13 protein-coding genes are annotated in these 17,111 nt (G+C 42.0%); all 13 read left to right on the forward strand.

Features of this window, described 5'->3' with window-relative positions; all coding sequences use genetic code 11:
* Positions 1–19: 19 nt before the first annotated feature.
* The 13 genes from Q8S25_RS09095 to Q8S25_RS09155 all read left to right on the forward strand — a co-directional run bounded on the left by Q8S25_RS09095 (position 20) and on the right by Q8S25_RS09155 (position 17,006).
* Positions 20–844: an RteC domain-containing protein gene (locus Q8S25_RS09095; RefSeq protein WP_002981101.1), complete on the forward strand. Its 825-nt coding sequence runs from the start codon at positions 20–22 to the stop codon at positions 842–844.
* A gap of 115 nt (positions 845–959) precedes the next feature.
* Positions 960–1,523, forward strand: a complete 564-nt coding sequence (locus Q8S25_RS09100; RefSeq protein WP_024566623.1) for an AraC family transcriptional regulator — start codon at positions 960–962, stop codon at positions 1,521–1,523.
* Between the two features lie 88 nt (positions 1,524–1,611).
* Complete coding sequence (locus Q8S25_RS09105) at positions 1,612–4,023, forward strand: heavy metal translocating P-type ATPase (protein WP_305536977.1); 2,412 nt, start codon at positions 1,612–1,614, stop codon at positions 4,021–4,023.
* Positions 4,024–4,122: 99 nt separating this feature from the next.
* Positions 4,123–4,344: a heavy-metal-associated domain-containing protein gene (locus Q8S25_RS09110; protein WP_002981097.1), complete on the forward strand. Its 222-nt coding sequence runs from the start codon at positions 4,123–4,125 to the stop codon at positions 4,342–4,344.
* 264 nt (positions 4,345–4,608) lie between these two features.
* On the forward strand, positions 4,609–4,788 hold the full coding sequence (locus Q8S25_RS09115) for a hypothetical protein (protein ID WP_081817834.1): 180 nt from the start codon (positions 4,609–4,611) through the stop codon (positions 4,786–4,788).
* A 268-nt stretch (positions 4,789–5,056) separates the two neighbouring features.
* Positions 5,057–5,932 (forward strand): DUF3347 domain-containing protein, encoded by an 876-nt coding sequence (locus tag Q8S25_RS09120; protein WP_305536984.1) that lies wholly within the window; start codon positions 5,057–5,059, stop codon positions 5,930–5,932.
* Between the two features lie 338 nt (positions 5,933–6,270).
* Positions 6,271–8,394, forward strand: a complete 2,124-nt coding sequence (locus tag Q8S25_RS09125; protein ID WP_305536986.1) for a heavy metal translocating P-type ATPase — start codon at positions 6,271–6,273, stop codon at positions 8,392–8,394.
* Positions 8,391–9,665 (forward strand): efflux RND transporter permease subunit, encoded by a 1,275-nt coding sequence (locus Q8S25_RS09130; protein ID WP_134089075.1) that lies wholly within the window; start codon positions 8,391–8,393, stop codon positions 9,663–9,665. Before Q8S25_RS09125 ends, Q8S25_RS09130 begins: the two co-directional genes overlap by 4 nt.
* Positions 9,665–11,584, forward strand: coding sequence for an efflux RND transporter permease subunit (locus Q8S25_RS09135; RefSeq protein ID WP_134089074.1), 1,920 nt, complete (start codon positions 9,665–9,667; stop codon positions 11,582–11,584). The genes Q8S25_RS09130 and Q8S25_RS09135 overlap by 1 nt, the downstream gene beginning before the upstream one ends.
* A complete protein-coding gene (locus Q8S25_RS09140) occupies positions 11,584–14,205 on the forward strand; it encodes a cation-translocating P-type ATPase (protein WP_305536990.1) in 2,622 nt (873 codons plus the stop codon). The genes Q8S25_RS09135 and Q8S25_RS09140 overlap by 1 nt, the downstream gene beginning before the upstream one ends.
* Entirely contained in the window at positions 14,195–15,076 is an 882-nt protein-coding gene (locus Q8S25_RS09145) for a restriction endonuclease (protein WP_305536992.1), read from the forward strand. The genes Q8S25_RS09140 and Q8S25_RS09145 overlap by 11 nt, the downstream gene beginning before the upstream one ends.
* Before the next feature lie 2 nt (positions 15,077–15,078).
* Complete coding sequence (locus tag Q8S25_RS09150) at positions 15,079–16,470, forward strand: MBL fold metallo-hydrolase RNA specificity domain-containing protein (RefSeq protein ID WP_305536993.1); 1,392 nt, start codon at positions 15,079–15,081, stop codon at positions 16,468–16,470.
* Entirely contained in the window at positions 16,467–17,006 is a 540-nt protein-coding gene (locus tag Q8S25_RS09155) for an ATP-binding protein (protein WP_305536994.1), read from the forward strand. The genes Q8S25_RS09150 and Q8S25_RS09155 overlap by 4 nt, the downstream gene beginning before the upstream one ends.
* The last annotated feature ends 105 nt before the right edge of the window (positions 17,007–17,111 follow it).

Below are 17,111 nucleotides of genomic sequence, written 5' to 3' on the forward strand. Positions count from 1 at the left end.
AATAGATTTAGGATAACGGATGGATAAATTTTATAACGAAACGCTGGCTAAGCTGGAAAACGAAATCAAAGAATTTGAGATTGAAGCAGACTGTTCGATAGAACGCATTGAAGCAGTTATACAACTTATTATCAAATGTTTATTCGACGTAAAAAAATATATTTTAAAAAGAGGATTTAAGAATGTTGATGAAGAAATTCGCTTTTTTAAATATCAAAAGCCAATTATCGTTTCAAAGCTCATCTATTATAATGCCATCTATAAAATCGAAACGAGAAGACCGTATGGAAATAAGCGTACCAAGAAATATTTTGTCAAAGAACTGAAAAAGCTAAAAAGGTTCTTTGAAAATAACCTTGATTTTTATAAGTATTACCGTAGCAATAATTCTTTCTTTGACGAACAATTTTTTGTACGTGGCAAGCACGATATAAGACTATGGTTAGACACTTTTTATTTTGAGGCAGACCATCGCTTTTCTACTTCGCACGATTATAAGGTTGCCAAGATAATTGCTAATGACCTGATACAGGTATATTTGGAAGACAGGTTAAATAACATCAACGTTAAAAAGGTTTCAGATAATTCGTTGATATGGACAGCAAGCAAAACTGCACTCACGGAACTCATTTATGCACTGTACTCCCACGGTGCATTTAACAATGGGAATACAGAAATAAAATTGATAGCCAAAACGTTTGAAGATGCCTTCAATATTGAGTTAGGCGACTTTTACCATACGTTTATGGAACTTAAAGCCCGCAAAATAAACCGAACGAAATTCCTCGACAGGCTGTGTGAAGCACTGATAAAGAAAATGGACGAACAAGATGAAAAACAGTAAGTATATATGTACACAGGCTTTATTCCTCTTGGCAAGAAGTCAGAGTAATTAAACTTAAATTGTAAATTTGTTTATTGCTTATGTATTAAATACTAAACGTAGTCAGTAAATAAATATGAATACAATCTTTATTAAAAATATGGTTTGCGACCGTTGCATTATGGTGGTACAAAACGAATTGGAAAAACTGGGATTAGATGCTAAAAATATAAAACTGGGCGAAGTTATTCTTTCCAAAGAAATAACATCTCTGGAAAAAGAGAATTTGTCCAAAACTTTAGAGCCATTAGGATTTGAAGTAATTGACGATAAAAAAGGCAGGATAATAGAAAAGATAAAGAACATTATCATTGACCTGGTACACCATCAGGATAGTGATGTAAAAACCAACCTTTCCGATGTATTGAGTGACAAATTGCATCACGATTACAATTACCTGTCCAATCTGTTTTCAGAGGTAGAGGGTACAACCATTGAAAAATACTTTATCGCCCAAAAGGTGGAGAAAGTCAAAGAATTGTTGGTGTATGATGAGTTGTCATTAAGTGAGATTGCGAACCGCCTAAATTATTCGAGCGTGGCATATTTGAGTAACCAGTTTAAAAAAGTTACCGGGCTAACACCAAGCCATTTCAAACAGATTAAAGAGGATAAAAGAAAACCGTTGGATAAAGTGTAAGTAAATCTTACAAATCAAATCCAAAATTTCACAACAGTACCCATAAATATAATAGCCAATTTTGTATTGTAAATTAAAGCAGGCAAATATGGCGACAAACAGAGAAAATATATACATTCCATTGGAGGATGTAGAAAGCGAACACTGTGCATTAATCGTTGAAAAGGGATTGGCACAGGTAAAAGGCGTAGAAACCCATAAAGTAGAGCTGAACAACCGAAGGGCAGCGATTACAGTAGATAGCAATGAAACCGTAGGCGAGGCTGTTAAGGCAATTAAAGATTTAGGTTACGGAGTTCCTACGGTTAAAAGTGCTTTTCCGGTATTGGGCATGACCTGTGCATCCTGTGCGGGCAGTGCCGAAAGCATTGTGAAATACCAACCGGGAGTAGTTAATGCTTCCGTGAACTTTGCAACGGGCAATCTTACCGTGGAATATCTGCCCAATATGACCGATGCCTCCACCCTGCAAAAAGCGGTTCAGGGAGTAGGTTACGACCTATTGATTGAAGACGAAACCAAGCAGCAGGAAACGCTCGAAGCCATCCACGAAAAGAAATTCCGAACCTTGAAAAACAAGACCATTTGGGCAATTATCCTTTCCCTGCCCGTGGTAATCATAGGAATGTTCTTTATGGATATGCCCTATGCAGACCCGATAATGTGGCTCTTTTCCACGCCCGTTGTAATATGGTTGGGCAGGGATTTTTTTGTAAACGCTTGGAAGCAGGCAAAGCACCGTTCCGCCAATATGGATACGCTGGTGGCATTGAGTACAGGTATTGCCTACCTGTTCAGTGTTTTCAATATGCTGTTTGCCGACTTTTGGCATCAACGGGGACTGCATGCTCACGTATATTTTGAAGCGGCTGCCGTTATTATCGCATTCATCCTCTTGGGAAAACTGCTGGAAGAAAGAGCCAAAGGCAACACCTCTTCAGCCATTAAGAAGCTGATGGGCTTGCAGCCAAAAACGGTCATCGTGGTACAGGCGGACGGAACGGAAAAGCAGACCGCTATCGAAGACGTAAGCGCAGGCGATGTGATACTCGTAAAGCCCGGTGAAAAGATTGCGGTAGACGGCATGGTCATATCGGGCAATTCGTATGTGGACGAAAGCATGTTAAGCGGTGAGCCTGTACCTGTATTGAAAAAAGAAAAAGAAAAAGTATTTGCAGGAACGATTAACCAAAAAGGCAGCTTCCGGTTCAGGGCGGTAAAAGTGGGCAAAGAAACCATGCTTGCCCACATCATCAAAAGGGTGCAGGATGCACAGGGAAGCAAAGCACCCGTACAGAAACTGGTCGATAGGATTGCGGGCATCTTTGTTCCCACAGTGATAGGTATTGCCATCCTGACATTTACGCTATGGTTGATTTTGGGAGGCGAAAACGGGGTTGTTCAAGGTCTGTTGGCAGCCGTTACGGTATTGGTCATTGCCTGCCCCTGTGCTTTAGGCTTAGCGACACCCACCGCTATTATGGTAGGCGTTGGTAAAGGTGCTGAAAATGGCATTTTGATAAAGGATGCCGAAAGTTTGGAACTGGCCAAAAAAGTAAATGCCATCGTTTTGGACAAAACCGGAACCATCACCGAGGGAAGACCACAGGTAACGGGCATTAAATGGCTGAACAACGAGGACACCGCAAAAGAAATCCTTTTGAGCATCGAAAAGCAATCCGAGCATCCATTGGCAGAAGCCGTAGTGAAGCATCTTGACGATGTAGCGACCACCTCTTTATCCATGTTCGACAGCATTACGGGCAAAGGCGCAAAAGCAGACCATGACAACGAAACCTATTATGTAGGCAACAAAAAGCTATTGGCAGAAAACAACATTGCCATTGCCGGCGAATTACAAGACCAGGCCGAAGAATGGGGCAAACAGTCTAAAACCGTTATCTGGTTTGCAAACAGCAAAAAGGCTCTTGCTGTAATCGCTATCGCCGATAAGATTAAGGAAACATCGGTGCGGGCTATCCGGGAAATGCAGGAAATGGGCATTGACCTGTATATGCTGACCGGAGATAATGAAGCTACCGCTAAAGCCATTGCGGAGCAGACAGGCATCAAGCATTACAAAGCCGAAGTTTTGCCACAGCATAAAGCCGACTTTGTGAAAGAACTGCAAAGTAAAGGAAAGGTAGTGGCAATGGTGGGCGATGGTATCAACGACAGCACCGCATTGGCAACAGCCGATGTAAGTATCGCAATGGGCAAAGGCAGCGACATCGCAATGGACGTAGCCAAGATGACCATCATTTCGTCCGACCTGACCAAGATACCGCAGGCAATACGCTTGTCCAAACAGACCGTAGCCACCATCAAGCAAAACCTGTTCTGGGCGTTTATCTACAACGTAATCGGCATTCCGGTAGCGGCAGGCATCCTTTACCCTGTTAACGGCTTCCTGCTCAACCCGATGATTGCGGGTGCGGCAATGGCATTGAGCAGCGTGAGCGTGGTCAGTAACAGCCTGCGGTTGAAGTGGAAGAAATAAAACAGTAAATCTCACAAATCAAACAAGAAATTACACAACAATAACTAACTGAATAGTACGGAAATTTGCATTATCAGATAACTCTAAAATTTGTAAACAATGGAAAATAAACAATTTCAATTCAAGACGAACATCAATTGCGGCGGCTGTATCGCATCTGTAAAGCCGCACTTGGACAAGGCAGAGGGCATCTGCCATTGGGAAGTGGACACGGCCAACAAGGACAAGGTACTTACCGTGAAGTCCGAGGGCATTACCGAGCAGGAAGTAATATCGACCGTGCAAAAGGCAGGCTTCAAAATTGAACCTTTGGACGCCTAAGCCAACAACTTTTTGAAATGCCCTTTTTCCGACCGAATTTTCTATGAGGTTGGGTTGCTGAAAAAGGGCATTTTATCAATTCTGAAAAAAGGCGATAGGTTATTGCGTATATGGCATTTTTTTGTCCATATAGCAAAAAAAAACGTAAAACGATATAAAAAACCAATCTAATTTGTAACTTTGTTGCGTTGAAAAATTATAGAATACATATAGGCATTTTGACATTGTTCTGTTTGGTTTTCTTTATGATGCCAAGTCAGAGCTATGCCTGTTCCAAAAATTCAACAAAGACCGAGCAGTCTTCCTGCTCAAAGGAGAAATCCAAAAAATCAGAACATAAAAAAGGTTGCAAGGGCAAATCCTGTAAAAAATGCAAAAGTGACAAATGCGGGGGCGGCTGTTCACACAGCTCTTGCAGGTGCGGTGCTTCAACCACTTCCCTAAATGTCCCAACCATAATCGAATTAAAGGCAAAAAATCACTTAGCAGCAGCTAAAAAGCAAAAATTCGGTTTCAAAGAAGCCTACTATTCTTCGGGCTTTTTCTCCATTTGGCTACCGCCTAAAATAAGCTAAAACTATGGACTGATAGCCATAGGTGTGTCCTGTCAGAAGCTGTTCCGGCTTTTGCAAATCCCCTATTTGTATCATTTACTTAAAATTTAAAACAGAAACGGGTTTATCAATCCCCCGTTTCTCAAAATGTAATTATTATGAAATCATTATCAAAAATAGTGATGGTAATCGCCGTGTTACTATCATCAATAAACGGCTTCGCACAAATCAAGAATGCGAAAACAGAAACCGTAAAGATTTACGGCAATTGTGGTATGTGCAAAACCACCATCGAAAAAGCAGGTAACGTAAAAAAGGTAGCCAGCGTGGACTGGAACAAAGATACCAAGATGGCTACGCTCACGTATGACGGCGACAAAACAAATCAGGATGAAATCCTGAAACGTATCGCTTTGGCTGGTTATGACAGCGAGAAGTTCCGTGCGCCGGATGACGTATATGCTAAACTGGCTGGTTGCTGCCAGTATGATAGACCCGTGAAGACGGTTGCCAAAAACAAGGAGGCGGGCATGGACATGAATGCCGGACATGGCAATCACGACCATAGCCAAATGGCAGCTAACAAAGATGCAGCTCAAAACCAATCACAGCTAAAAGCTGTATTTGACAACTACTTTTCAGTGAAAGATGCTTTGATAAAAACCGATGCGGCGACCGCATCTGCCAAAGCCGCTGAATTGGCTGCATCCCTTAAAGCAGTCGATATGAACAAGCTATCGGCAGAGGAACATACGGCTTGGATGAAAGTGATGCAGGATTTGACGGCCAATGCGGAAAGCATTTCAAAATCAAAAGATGTTGCAAAACAAAGAAGTGCTTTTGCGGCACTTTCGGGAAGCATCTACACACTTGCCAAAGTTTCTAAACAGGACACCCCCATATATTACCAGCACTGCCCTATGTACAACGGAGGTAAGGGAGCCAATTGGCTAAGTAAAGAGAATGCGGTTAAAAATCCATATTACGGCTCACAGATGCTTACCTGCGGAAGTACGGTCGAAACCATTAAATAACAGGTCTGAAAGCTATGGTACAGTACAATGACATGGTGCAGGCGCTTAAAGACCTAAGACGACGTGGGTACAGTATGGACTTTAGTCTGTTGCCGGACTGTCTGTACTGTACGTCAAGGAGCCTGAAACTAAAACCGGAGGATTTTACGGTTACGGAAACTCATAGGTTTGAAAGCCTCGACAGCAGTCCTGATAACAATGCCGTGATTTATGCCATATCGTCTAATGATAGTAAGAATAAAGGCGTACTTGTTGATGCCTATGGTACTTATGCCGAAGAAATGACCCATGAGATGGCAAAAAAATTAAGTGCAACATAACTTTTAAAACCCCTTGTTATGAAAAAATATACTTGTCCTATGCACCCACAGGTGCTAAAAGACGAACCGGGCAAATGCCCGCTCTGTGGCATGGCATTGGTTCCCGTTGGCGGTGCGTCAGTTTCTCATGAACACACATCAGAACATGGGCATTCCGGGCATTCTCAACATGGCCATGCTGATGAAAACTTTAATAAACATGAGGGACATCATACAGGCGATTTCCTCACACGTTTTTGGATAAGCCTTGTCATTACAATCCCTATCCTGCTCCTGTCGCACATGATACAGCAATGGTTGGGTTTCTCCCTTGTTTTCAATGGCGATAAATATGTGCTGCTGGCATTGGGTACGGTGATTTATAGCTATGGAGGCTTGCCATTCCTAAAAGGAATGATTGGCGAGATAAAAGCCAAGGCCATAGGCATGATGACCCTTGTCGCCATTGCCATATCCGTAGCCTATGTCTATTCCGTAGCCGTTGTATTTGGCTTGCAGGGTATGGACTTCTTTTGGGAACTGGCAACCCTTATTGACATCATGCTGTTAGGGCATTGGCTGGAAATGCGTTCCCAAATGGCTGCTTCACGGGCATTGCAGTCATTGGTGGCTTTGCTGCCCAACGATGTTACCGTGGAACGTGGCGGAGAAGCCGTAAAGATAAAGCTCGAAGACCTGCAAAGCGGTGAAACGGCTATCATAAAACCGGGTGAAAAAATTCCAGCCGATGGATTGGTACTGGAGGGGCTTTCGTATATCAACGAGAGTATGCTTACCGGAGAAAGTGTTCCCGTAAAAAAGGAAAAAGACGGAAAGGTCATCGCAGGCTCTATCAATGGCGATGGTGCGCTGAAAGTCAAGGTAACAGCCGTGGGAAAAGACAGCTACCTGAACAGGGTTATCAATCTTGTGCAGGAAGCGCAGGCTACCAAGTCTAATACACAGAACCTTGCGGACAAAGTTGCCAAATGGCTCACCTTTATTGCCATTGCCGTTGGCATAGGCACATTTGCCTATTGGTATGCAAGCAGTGGAGATATTGCCTTTGCGCTTGAAAGAATGGTGACGGTGATGGTAACGGCCTGCCCGCACGCATTGGGCGTGGCTATCCCGTTGGTGGTCGCCATTTCCACAACGCTTTCGGCGACCAATGGCCTGCTCATCCGCAACCGTACGGCATTTGAAACCACCCGCAAACTTTCCACCGTCATTTTTGATAAGACCGGAACGCTCACCAAAGGTTCCCATGCAGTAGAAAAGGTTATACCGTTAACGGATGAATATAATGCCGATGAGGTTATCCAGTATGCTGCCGCAGTACAGCAAAATTCGGAACACCATATTGCTAAAGGCATTATGGCTACATTGAAAGAAAAGAGCCTTGCCTTATGGAAATCTGAAAACTTTAGCTATATGCAGGGCATAGGTGTAAAAGGTGTTGTAAACGGAAAGAGTGTTGTAGCTGGCGGCCCGAATTATTTCACCGAAAACCACCTTTCCCTGCCGGAAATACCAAGCGAAATCAATCAGGAAGCCGAAACGGTCAACTTTGTCCTCATTGATGACCGGGTAATCGGCATCATTACTTTGGCAGACAGCATCCGTGAGGGTTCGGCACAGGCGATTGAGGAACTCAAAAAAATGGGCATCAAGTCCTTTCTGCTCACCGGGGACAACGACAGGATTGCTGCTGCCGTAGCCGGAAAATTGGGTATGGACGGGTATTTGGCCAATGTGCTTCCGCATAACAAGCAGGAGAAAGTAAAGGAGTTTCAGGCAAAAGGCGAAATCGTAGCAATGACTGGTGATGGTGTAAATGATGCACCTGCACTGGCACAGGCAGATGTTGGAATTGCCGTGGGTTCCGGTACGGACGTGGCTGCCGAAACAGCCGATATCATATTGGTGGACAGCGACCCGAGGGATGTGGTCAAACTGATTGACTTTGGCAGACTTACCTACAAGAAAATGATACAGAACCTGATATGGGCGGTTGGCTACAACGTGGTGGCAATACCACTTGCAGCAGGTATATTCTATCCAAATTTTGTTTTAAGCCCAGCAATGGGTGCGGTATTGATGAGCGTAAGTACGATAGTAGTAGCGATTAATTCCCAACTTTTAAAAAGGAGACTGTCATGATAGAGAAAATTATTTCATGGTCAACGCACAACCGCTTTTTCGTGTGGATAGGCATACTGCTGATTGTGGTTGGGGGCGTATGGTCGGTAATGACCACACCGGTTGATGCCATCCCCGACCTTTCCGAAAATCAGGTCATCGTTTACACCGAATGGATGGGACGTAACCCCCAAATCATGGAAGACCAGATTACCTACCCTTTGGTTTCCAACTTGCAGGGTATTCCCAACGTTAAGGCCATTCGTGCAGCATCTATGTTTGGCATGAGTTTCATCTTTGTTGTATTTAATGACGATGCAGAAATCTATTGGGCAAGAACCCGTGTTTTGGAGCGGTTGAACTTCGCTCAAAAAGCATTACCACAAGGGGTAACTCCCACTCTCGGTCCCGATGGAACAGGCGTGGGTCATGTTTTTTGGTACACGCTTCAGGGCGATGGTTACGATTTGGGCGAACTCCGTGCAGTGCAGGACTGGTATGTAAAATTTGCAATGCAGAATGTAGAAGGTGTGAGCGAGGTGGCCTCTTTCGGAGGTTTCCAAAAACAATATCAGGTGAGCGTCAATCCCAACAAACTTATTTACTACAACATTTCAGCAATGGATGTGGCAAATGCCCTTAAAGCCAACAATCGTGACGTTGGAGGAAGTATCTATGAAATGAACCGTATGGGTTATATGATTAGAGGATTAGGTTATATCAAAGACATCCGGGATATAGAAGAAATTTCCGTTGGCTCAAATAAATCCATTCCCATCAAGCTGAAAGATGTTGCCGATGTACAAATGAGCAGCGACATCCGATTGGGAATTGTAGAAGAAAACGGCGAAGGCGAAGTAGTGGGCGGTGTGGTGGTTGCCAGATATGGCGAAAATGCAAAAGAAGTGATTGACCGTGTAAAAGAAAGGTTAGGCGATGTGGAAAAAGGTTTGCCTCCCGGAGTGAAGATTAAAATTGCTTACGACCGTAGCAATTTAATTGAAGCTGCCATTGCAACATTGAAAGAGGCGTTGTGGGAAGAAATTATTGTGGTTTCATTAGTGGTGCTGATTTTTCTTTTCCATGTGCGAAGCGCAGTAGTGGCCATTGTTTCCATTCCCTTGTCGGTGCTGATTGGCTTTATGTTCGTGAAAATGTTTGGCATTTCACTCAACATTATGTCATTGGGCGGTATTGCCTTAGCCATTGGCGATTTGGTGGATGCGGGAATTGTGATGACTGAAAACGCTTATAAAGGTTTAGTAAAAGCAGTTTTAAAAACAGAAGAATAATGGAAAAGCAAAGAATAGGAAATACAAAAGAATTGAGTGAGGAAGAACGTATCAAAATCATTGAACGCTCATCACGCACTGTTGGAAGAGCCGTTTTCTTTTCCATATTGGTAACGCTCATTTCATTCTCTCCCATATTGTTTCTCGAAGGGCAGGAAAAGAAAATGTTTTCGCCTTTGGTATGGACAAAAACCTTTACTATGATTGGCTCCGCCATTATAGCATTATTTGTTGTCCCAATGCTGTTGCGTTCTTTAATGAAAGGCAAGCTCATTCCTGAAAGCAGAAACCCCGTTGCAAATTTCTTTATAAAAATATACAGCCCTGTTTTGCGCCTTTGCCAGCATTGGAAAAAAACGGTAATTGCTATTGCTGCTTTAATCGTGGTGGGTAGCATTCCTTTTGTAGTGCGTTTGGGTTCGGAATTTATGCCACCGTTAGACGAAGGTTCTCTTTTGTTTATGCCCGTTACACTTCCTGATGTTTCCAACAACGAAGCCAAACGTATTTTGCAGGTGCAGGACAAGCTCATTATGTCCGTTCCCGAAGTGGAAAATGTTCTGGGCAAAGCAGGTCGTGCCTATACTGCAACCGACAATGCTCCGGTAAGTATGATTGAAAGCATTGTTGTATTAAAACCCCAATCGGAGTGGCGTAAAGGCATGACCACCGAAAAGCTGATTTCGGAACTGAACGAAAAAGTGCAGATACCTGGTGTTACAAGTGGTTGGACACAGCCTATAATCAATCGTATCAATATGCTTTCGACAGGTGTCCGGACAGATATTGGTGTGAAAATTTATGGGCAAAACTTAGATACTATCTACAACCTTTCAAGGCAAATTGAAAAATCATTGAAAGGTATTGATGGGCTTGCAGATTTATATGTAGAGCAACTCACAGGCGGGAAATATTTGGATATAAGAATTAATCGGGAAGAAATTGCCCGATATAATCTTTCTATTGAAGAAGTGAATATGCTTATTGAAATGGCATTAGGAGGAATGCCTTTGACCAATACCATTGAAGGCAGGCAGCGTTTCAGCGTTTCCATGCGCTTAGCGCAGGATTTTAGAAGCGATATAGAAGAAATAAAACGAACGCCTTTGCAGACATCGGGTTACGGTGTTATTCCATTGTCAGCAGTGGCGGATGTTGAAATTTCGGAAGGCCCGCCAATGATAAATTCTGAAAATGCCATGCTGCGGGGAACGGTTCTGTTCAATGTGCGTGGCAGGGATATGGGAAGCGTAGTTGGCGATGCTAAAAAACGTATTGATGCAGATTTTCAAAAGCTGCCCAAAGGCTATTTTATTGAATGGAGTGGGCAATATGAAAATAAGGTTCGAGCAGAGAACCGTTTAAAAATCATCATTCCCATTACGCTTTTGATAATTGCTTTTGTCCTCTATTTCACTTTCCATTCGGTTAAGGAAATGGTGATTGTCCTTTCAAGTATTCCCATTGCATTAATCGGGGGGGTATATTCAATGTATTTTTTCGATGTGAATTTTTCGGTAGCTGTTGCGGTAGGTTTTATTGCCTTATTCGGCATTGCGGTAGAGACTGGTGTATTGATGCTCGTCTATATGAATGAAGCCATAAGAGATACAGTAGAAAAAAAGAAAAGTGCTGAACTCTCAAACGAAGATGTCGAGAAAGCCGTGTTTTCCGGTGCCGTAATGCGTGTACGACCTAAACTGATGACGGTAATGGCCGATATGATTGGTTTAATGCCTATTCTTTTGGCAACAGGTGTAGGTAGTGATGTCATGAAGCCTATTACAATACCTTTTGTTTTTGGCCTAATAACTTCTACTCTTTTCGTATTAATCGTTTTGCCAGTTATATATCAAATCGTCAAGGAAAGAGAAATAAAAAAATATGGTAAAGTAGAATTTTTAGAAAACATAGATTAATGAAAACAGTAAACCCACATACAATTCCTGTAACAGAACTTATCACTGAACTTGGCAGTGATATAAAACAAGGATTGAACTCCCTTGACGCTGCAAAGCGTATTGAAAAATACGGGAGTAATAGTATTCAATCCGATAAAGGAAAACACCCTTTAAAAATAGTCCTGTCGCAGTTTAATAACCTCTTGGTGTATTTGTTGTTGTTTGCAGCCGCCATGTCGTTTTGGTTTCAGGAATATTTGGATGCAACGGCAATTCTGCTTGTAATACTTGTTAATGCAACCATTGGCTTTTGGATGGAAATGCAGGCGGAACGCTCCATGAATGCGCTGAAAAAAATGGTCAGTGTCCCTTCCAAAGTTTTCAGAAATGGTAAGCTGACCGAAATAGCATCCGAAGAATTAGTTCCGGGCGATTTGCTGTTTGTTGAAGCAGGTGACATGATTACCGCAGATGCAAGAATTATTTCCGCTACACAACTTTCCATAAATGAAGCATCGCTTACGGGCGAAGCCATGCCTGTTGAAAAAACAGCAAGCGAACTTTCGGGAGATATTCCACTTGCTGACCGCACCAATATGTTGCACAAAGGCACTTTCGTTACCAACGGAAACACCACTACCCTTGTGGTTGCAACAGGTATGCAAACCGAATTAGGCAAAATCGCACACCTCGTGCAGGGAGCAGAGCAATCAGCCACTCCACTTGAAAAAAAGTTACAGGTATTCAGTCGTAAACTCATTTACATAACAGTTGCTTTAGTGGTGCTGATTTTCATTGTCGGTATGTTCACGCATGGCGATTATGTGGAATTGCTTGAAACGGCCATTGCCCTTGCAGTAGCAGCCATACCCGAAGGACTTCCCATTGTGGCAACCCTTGCATTGGCTCAAGGGATGATGAAAATGGCAAGGCATAATGTCATCGTAAAAAAACTTTCGGCAGTAGAAACCTTAGGAGGCACAACCGTTATTTGCACCGATAAAACAGGAACACTTACTCAAAATAAAATAGAAGTAACAGATTTAATCCCTGCTGATGAAACTTCTGAAAAGAATAAACAACTCCTTCAGCATATAGCTGTTTTATGCAACACCGCATCCATTCAGATTTTAGAAAACGACATTAAAGAAATTGGCGACCCGCTGGAAACGGGCTTACTGAAATATGCACACAACAAAGGAGAGAATGTTGAGCGGTTGCGTCAACAGTTTCCTAAAATAGATGAAGTCCCGTTTTCATCGGAAACAAAAATGATGGCAACGCTACACGGCAATCAAAACGATTTTATAGTTTGTGCTAAAGGCGCAGCAGAAGAAATACTCAAACAGTGCAGTCATATTCTTAACGGTTCTGAAATTAAAGAGATGAATGAAGAAACAAGAAACCAATGGAAAGACAAATCTGAACAATTGGCATCATCCGGTTTAAGAGTTATTGCTGGTGCTTTTAAAGAAACTGCTTCAAAAGATGTTGCACTCACAGACAGTTTGGTTTTTGCCGGACTATACGGAATGATGGATCCGCCAGCCGAAGATGTGTTTGATGCAATCAATGAATGTAAAGATGCAGGTATTAAAGTAGTGATGATTACAGGCGACCATCCTGCCACTGCAAATTATATAGCCAACCAACTTCATATATCCGAAAACACGCAACCTGTCATCGGCAAGAACATGAAGCCCTTTGAACAGTTAAGCGAACAGGAAAAAAATCTTTGGGCTGACACTTCTGTTTTCGCAAGGGTTACACCCGCTCATAAATTGGATTTGGTAAGAGTGTTGCAGGAAAAAGGAAACATCGTTGGCATGACAGGTGATGGTGTAAATGATGCTCCTGCTTTGAAGAAATCAGACATCGGCATCGCAATGGGAGTGAGAGGAACACAAGTGGCACAGGAAGTGTCAGACATGGTATTGAAAGACGATAAATTTTCGTCCATAGTTCATGCAATAAAGCAAGGTCGTGTTATTTTTACTAATGTTCAGGAATTTGTGATTTACCTGCTTTCCTGCAACATGAGCGAATTGTTTGTGGTGTCATTAGCTGCGTTGTCCAATCTGCATTTTCAATTAATTCCGCTGCAAATACTTTTTATCAATCTAATAACAGATGTGTTGCCCGCCCTTGCTTTGGGCGTAAGCGAAGGCAGTCCGTATGTTATGAAACACAAGCCCCGAAATCCGGCTGAACCGCTGTTAAAAACAAAACAGTGGTATGCTGTTTGGATTTATGCGGCAATCATTTCCGTTTGCACATTGGGAGCAGTATTCTTTAGCCATTTTGTTTTGCATACAGGCGAACACTTTGACCCGAAACTCTGCAACAACATTTTATTCTTTACTCTTATTGTTTGCCAGTTGTTCCATGTGTTCAACATGGCATCGGTCAAAACTTCTTTTATAAAATCTGAAGTATTCCAAAATAAATATGTTTGGTATGCACTGCTTACAAGCGGGTTAGTCGTGGTTTCCGTATTTTTTATTCCTCCAGCTCGTGAAGCATTGAATGTTCAGTCGCTGAAAGCGGAAGACTGGTTGATTGTTTTCGTATCTGCTTCGATTTCACTATTGGTTATTCAAATTTTAAAACGAACAAATCTAATTCACGATGAAGATTAACGCTGAAAATATAAACATCATTAAGGCATCAGGCGAAAAAGCTCCGTTCAACAAAGGAAAGCTAAAACAATCGTTGCTGCGTTCTGGTGCAACTAACGAACAGGCAGATGAAATTACCAACAAAGTAATCGAAATGTTAGTAGAGGGGATGTCCACACGGAAGATTTACAAAACCGCATTTCGATTATTGCGAAACTATTCACGCCAGGCAGCAGCACGCTATAAACTCAAACAAGCCATTATGGAGTTGGGTCCTTCGGGTTTCCCTTTTGAGCAATTTGTGGGAGAGCTTTTAAAACATAAAGGTTACAAAACTCAAGTGGGAATAATTGTAAAAGGACATTGTGTAAATCACGAAATAGATGTGATTGCCGAAAAAGACGAACACCATTTTATGATTGAGTGCAAATTCCATAACCGCCAGGGTTATGTGTGCGATGTAAAAATTCCGCTCTACATACAATCAAGATTTTTGGATGTAGAAAGACAATGGAAACAGTTAGCTGGTCATGCCGAAAAATTTCATCAGGGTTGGGTGGTTACCAACACCCGCTTTTCTGATGATGCTTCCAAATACGGCAGGTGCATGAACATGAATTTGGTGGGTTGGGATTATCCAAAAAACAATGGATTGAAAGATTGGATTGATGGTTCGGGATTACACCCCGTAACCTGCCTTACAACGCTTACCCAAAAAGAGAAACAACAATTATTAGACAGAAAAATAGTGCTGTGTAAAACCATGCATCACAATCAAAGTGTGTTGCAAAACATAGGCATCCATTCACCACGGTTGGAAAAAGTAATGGAAGAATGTTCGGCATTGTGTGAAGAATTCTCAGCAAAGAAATTTCAAAGTATAAAACAATAATTATGAACGACAATAAAATCAAAATCCAATTCTTAGGTGCTGCCGGAACAGTTACCGGCTCAAAGTATCTTGTTACTGCTTTTGGTAAAAAAATACTGATAGACTGCGGTTTGTTTCAGGGGCTAAAAGAACTCCGACAACTAAATTGGCAACCTTTAGCCATTTCAGCAAAAACTATTGATATAGTATTACTAACACATGCACACTTAGACCACACAGGCTACCTCCCCTTATTGGTGAAGCATGGTTTTAGCGGAACAATCAACGGCACTTCTGCAACCTTGCAGATTGCTGAAATCATTTTAAAAGACAGTGCAAAAATTCAAGAGGAAGATGCAGCAAGAGCGAACAAATTCCGCTACTCAAAACACAAACCTGCTTTGCCGCTTTATGGCTTGCCAGAGGTGGAAAATACTTTGCCGCTTTTTCAACCGCAACCCCTCAATCAATGGATACAGATTAACGAACAAATCAGATACCGTTTCCGATACAACGGACATATTATTGGTGCTACATTTATTGAATTGCAGATTGGCGAAAAAACATTAGTCTTTTCCGGTGATATTGGCAGGGAGATAGACCCACTTTTGTTTCCACCGGAAAAGCCTGAAAAAGCGGATGTTTTATTTATTGAAGCCACTTATGGCAACCGCCTTCATCCTGTCGAACCAGCCATCAACAATTTGGAAAAACTTATTAATCGTTGTATGGCAAGAAACGGCACTATCATCATACCGAGTTTTTCGGTAGAGCGGACGCAATTGCTCATGTATCTGTTTTGGCAGTTAAAAAAGACCAATAAAATTCCCGATATACCTATTTATATGGATAGTCCGATGGGAAGAAATGTTTTGGAAGTTTTTCATCGTAACACAGAGTGGCATAAACTCTCCACCGATGAATGCTCTGAAATGTGCAATACCATCAAGCGGATTAAAGGAGTAGATGAAACTTATGCACTTGCAGAAGACAATACACCTAAAATAATTATTGCAGGAAGTGGTATGGCTGCGGGCGGCAGAGTGCTTACTTATTTTGAAAAATATTTAGGGGACGAAAATGCAACCATCCTGTTGGTGGGTTTTCAGGCTGAAGGAACAAGAGGAAGGGCATTGCTGGAAGGCGCAACCGAAATCAAAATGAGAGGTAAATTCTATGCAGTAAAAGCCCACATGGAAAATATAGAAGGGTTGTCTGGTCATGCAGACCAAAATGGATTGATTGACTGGATGAGCAAACTGCAATCTAAGCCCGATAAAATTTTTATTGTTCACAGCGAGGAAGATGGAGCAAAGGGATTGCAGAAAAAAATAAAAGAAGTTTATAAATGGGATAGTGAAATTCCTGTCCTTAATCAGCGAAACGAATTTGAATTAAAAATCAAAAGGCCATGAAACACAAAGAAATTATCACAAACTGGAATGTAATTACAGGGGGGCCCTGCACGGGGAAAACCACGGTAGTAAACCTGCTTGCACAAAGAGGTTACAAAACCACTATTGAACATGCACGTCATTACATTGATACGCAAAAAATAAAAGGGCGCACGGTTGAAGAAATTCGTGAAAACAAAAAAGAATTTCAGTTAGGAGTGCTGAATATGCAGATTGAAGAAGAAGCAACCTTAGATGTAAATGAAATGGTGTTTTTAGACCGCGCCTTACCCGATGCAATGGCATACTATCAGTTCTTGGGTTTAGAATATGACGACAGGTTAATAGAACAGTGTAATAAATATTGCTACAAGCAAGTTTTCATATTAGACCGTTTGCCGCTTACCAACGACTATGCAAGATTAGAAGACGAAGCAGAGCAAATCCGTATTCATAACCTGATAATTAAGGTGTATGAAACATTCCCTTGCCCTATTGTTCATGTGCCGGTTCTGCCACCGGAAGAACGGGTTGATTTCATTTTAAAAAATCTTTAAATCATGAAAAAAATAATCATAGCAATTGGATTTGTTTTCGGTCTGCAACCAATTCAGGCACAGGATACATCTTACATATCACTGGAAAAATTGTTGCAGCAGGTG

The organism is Sediminibacterium sp. (assembly GCF_030695065.1).
Classification (GTDB): domain Bacteria; phylum Bacteroidota; class Bacteroidia; order Chitinophagales; family Chitinophagaceae; genus Sediminibacterium.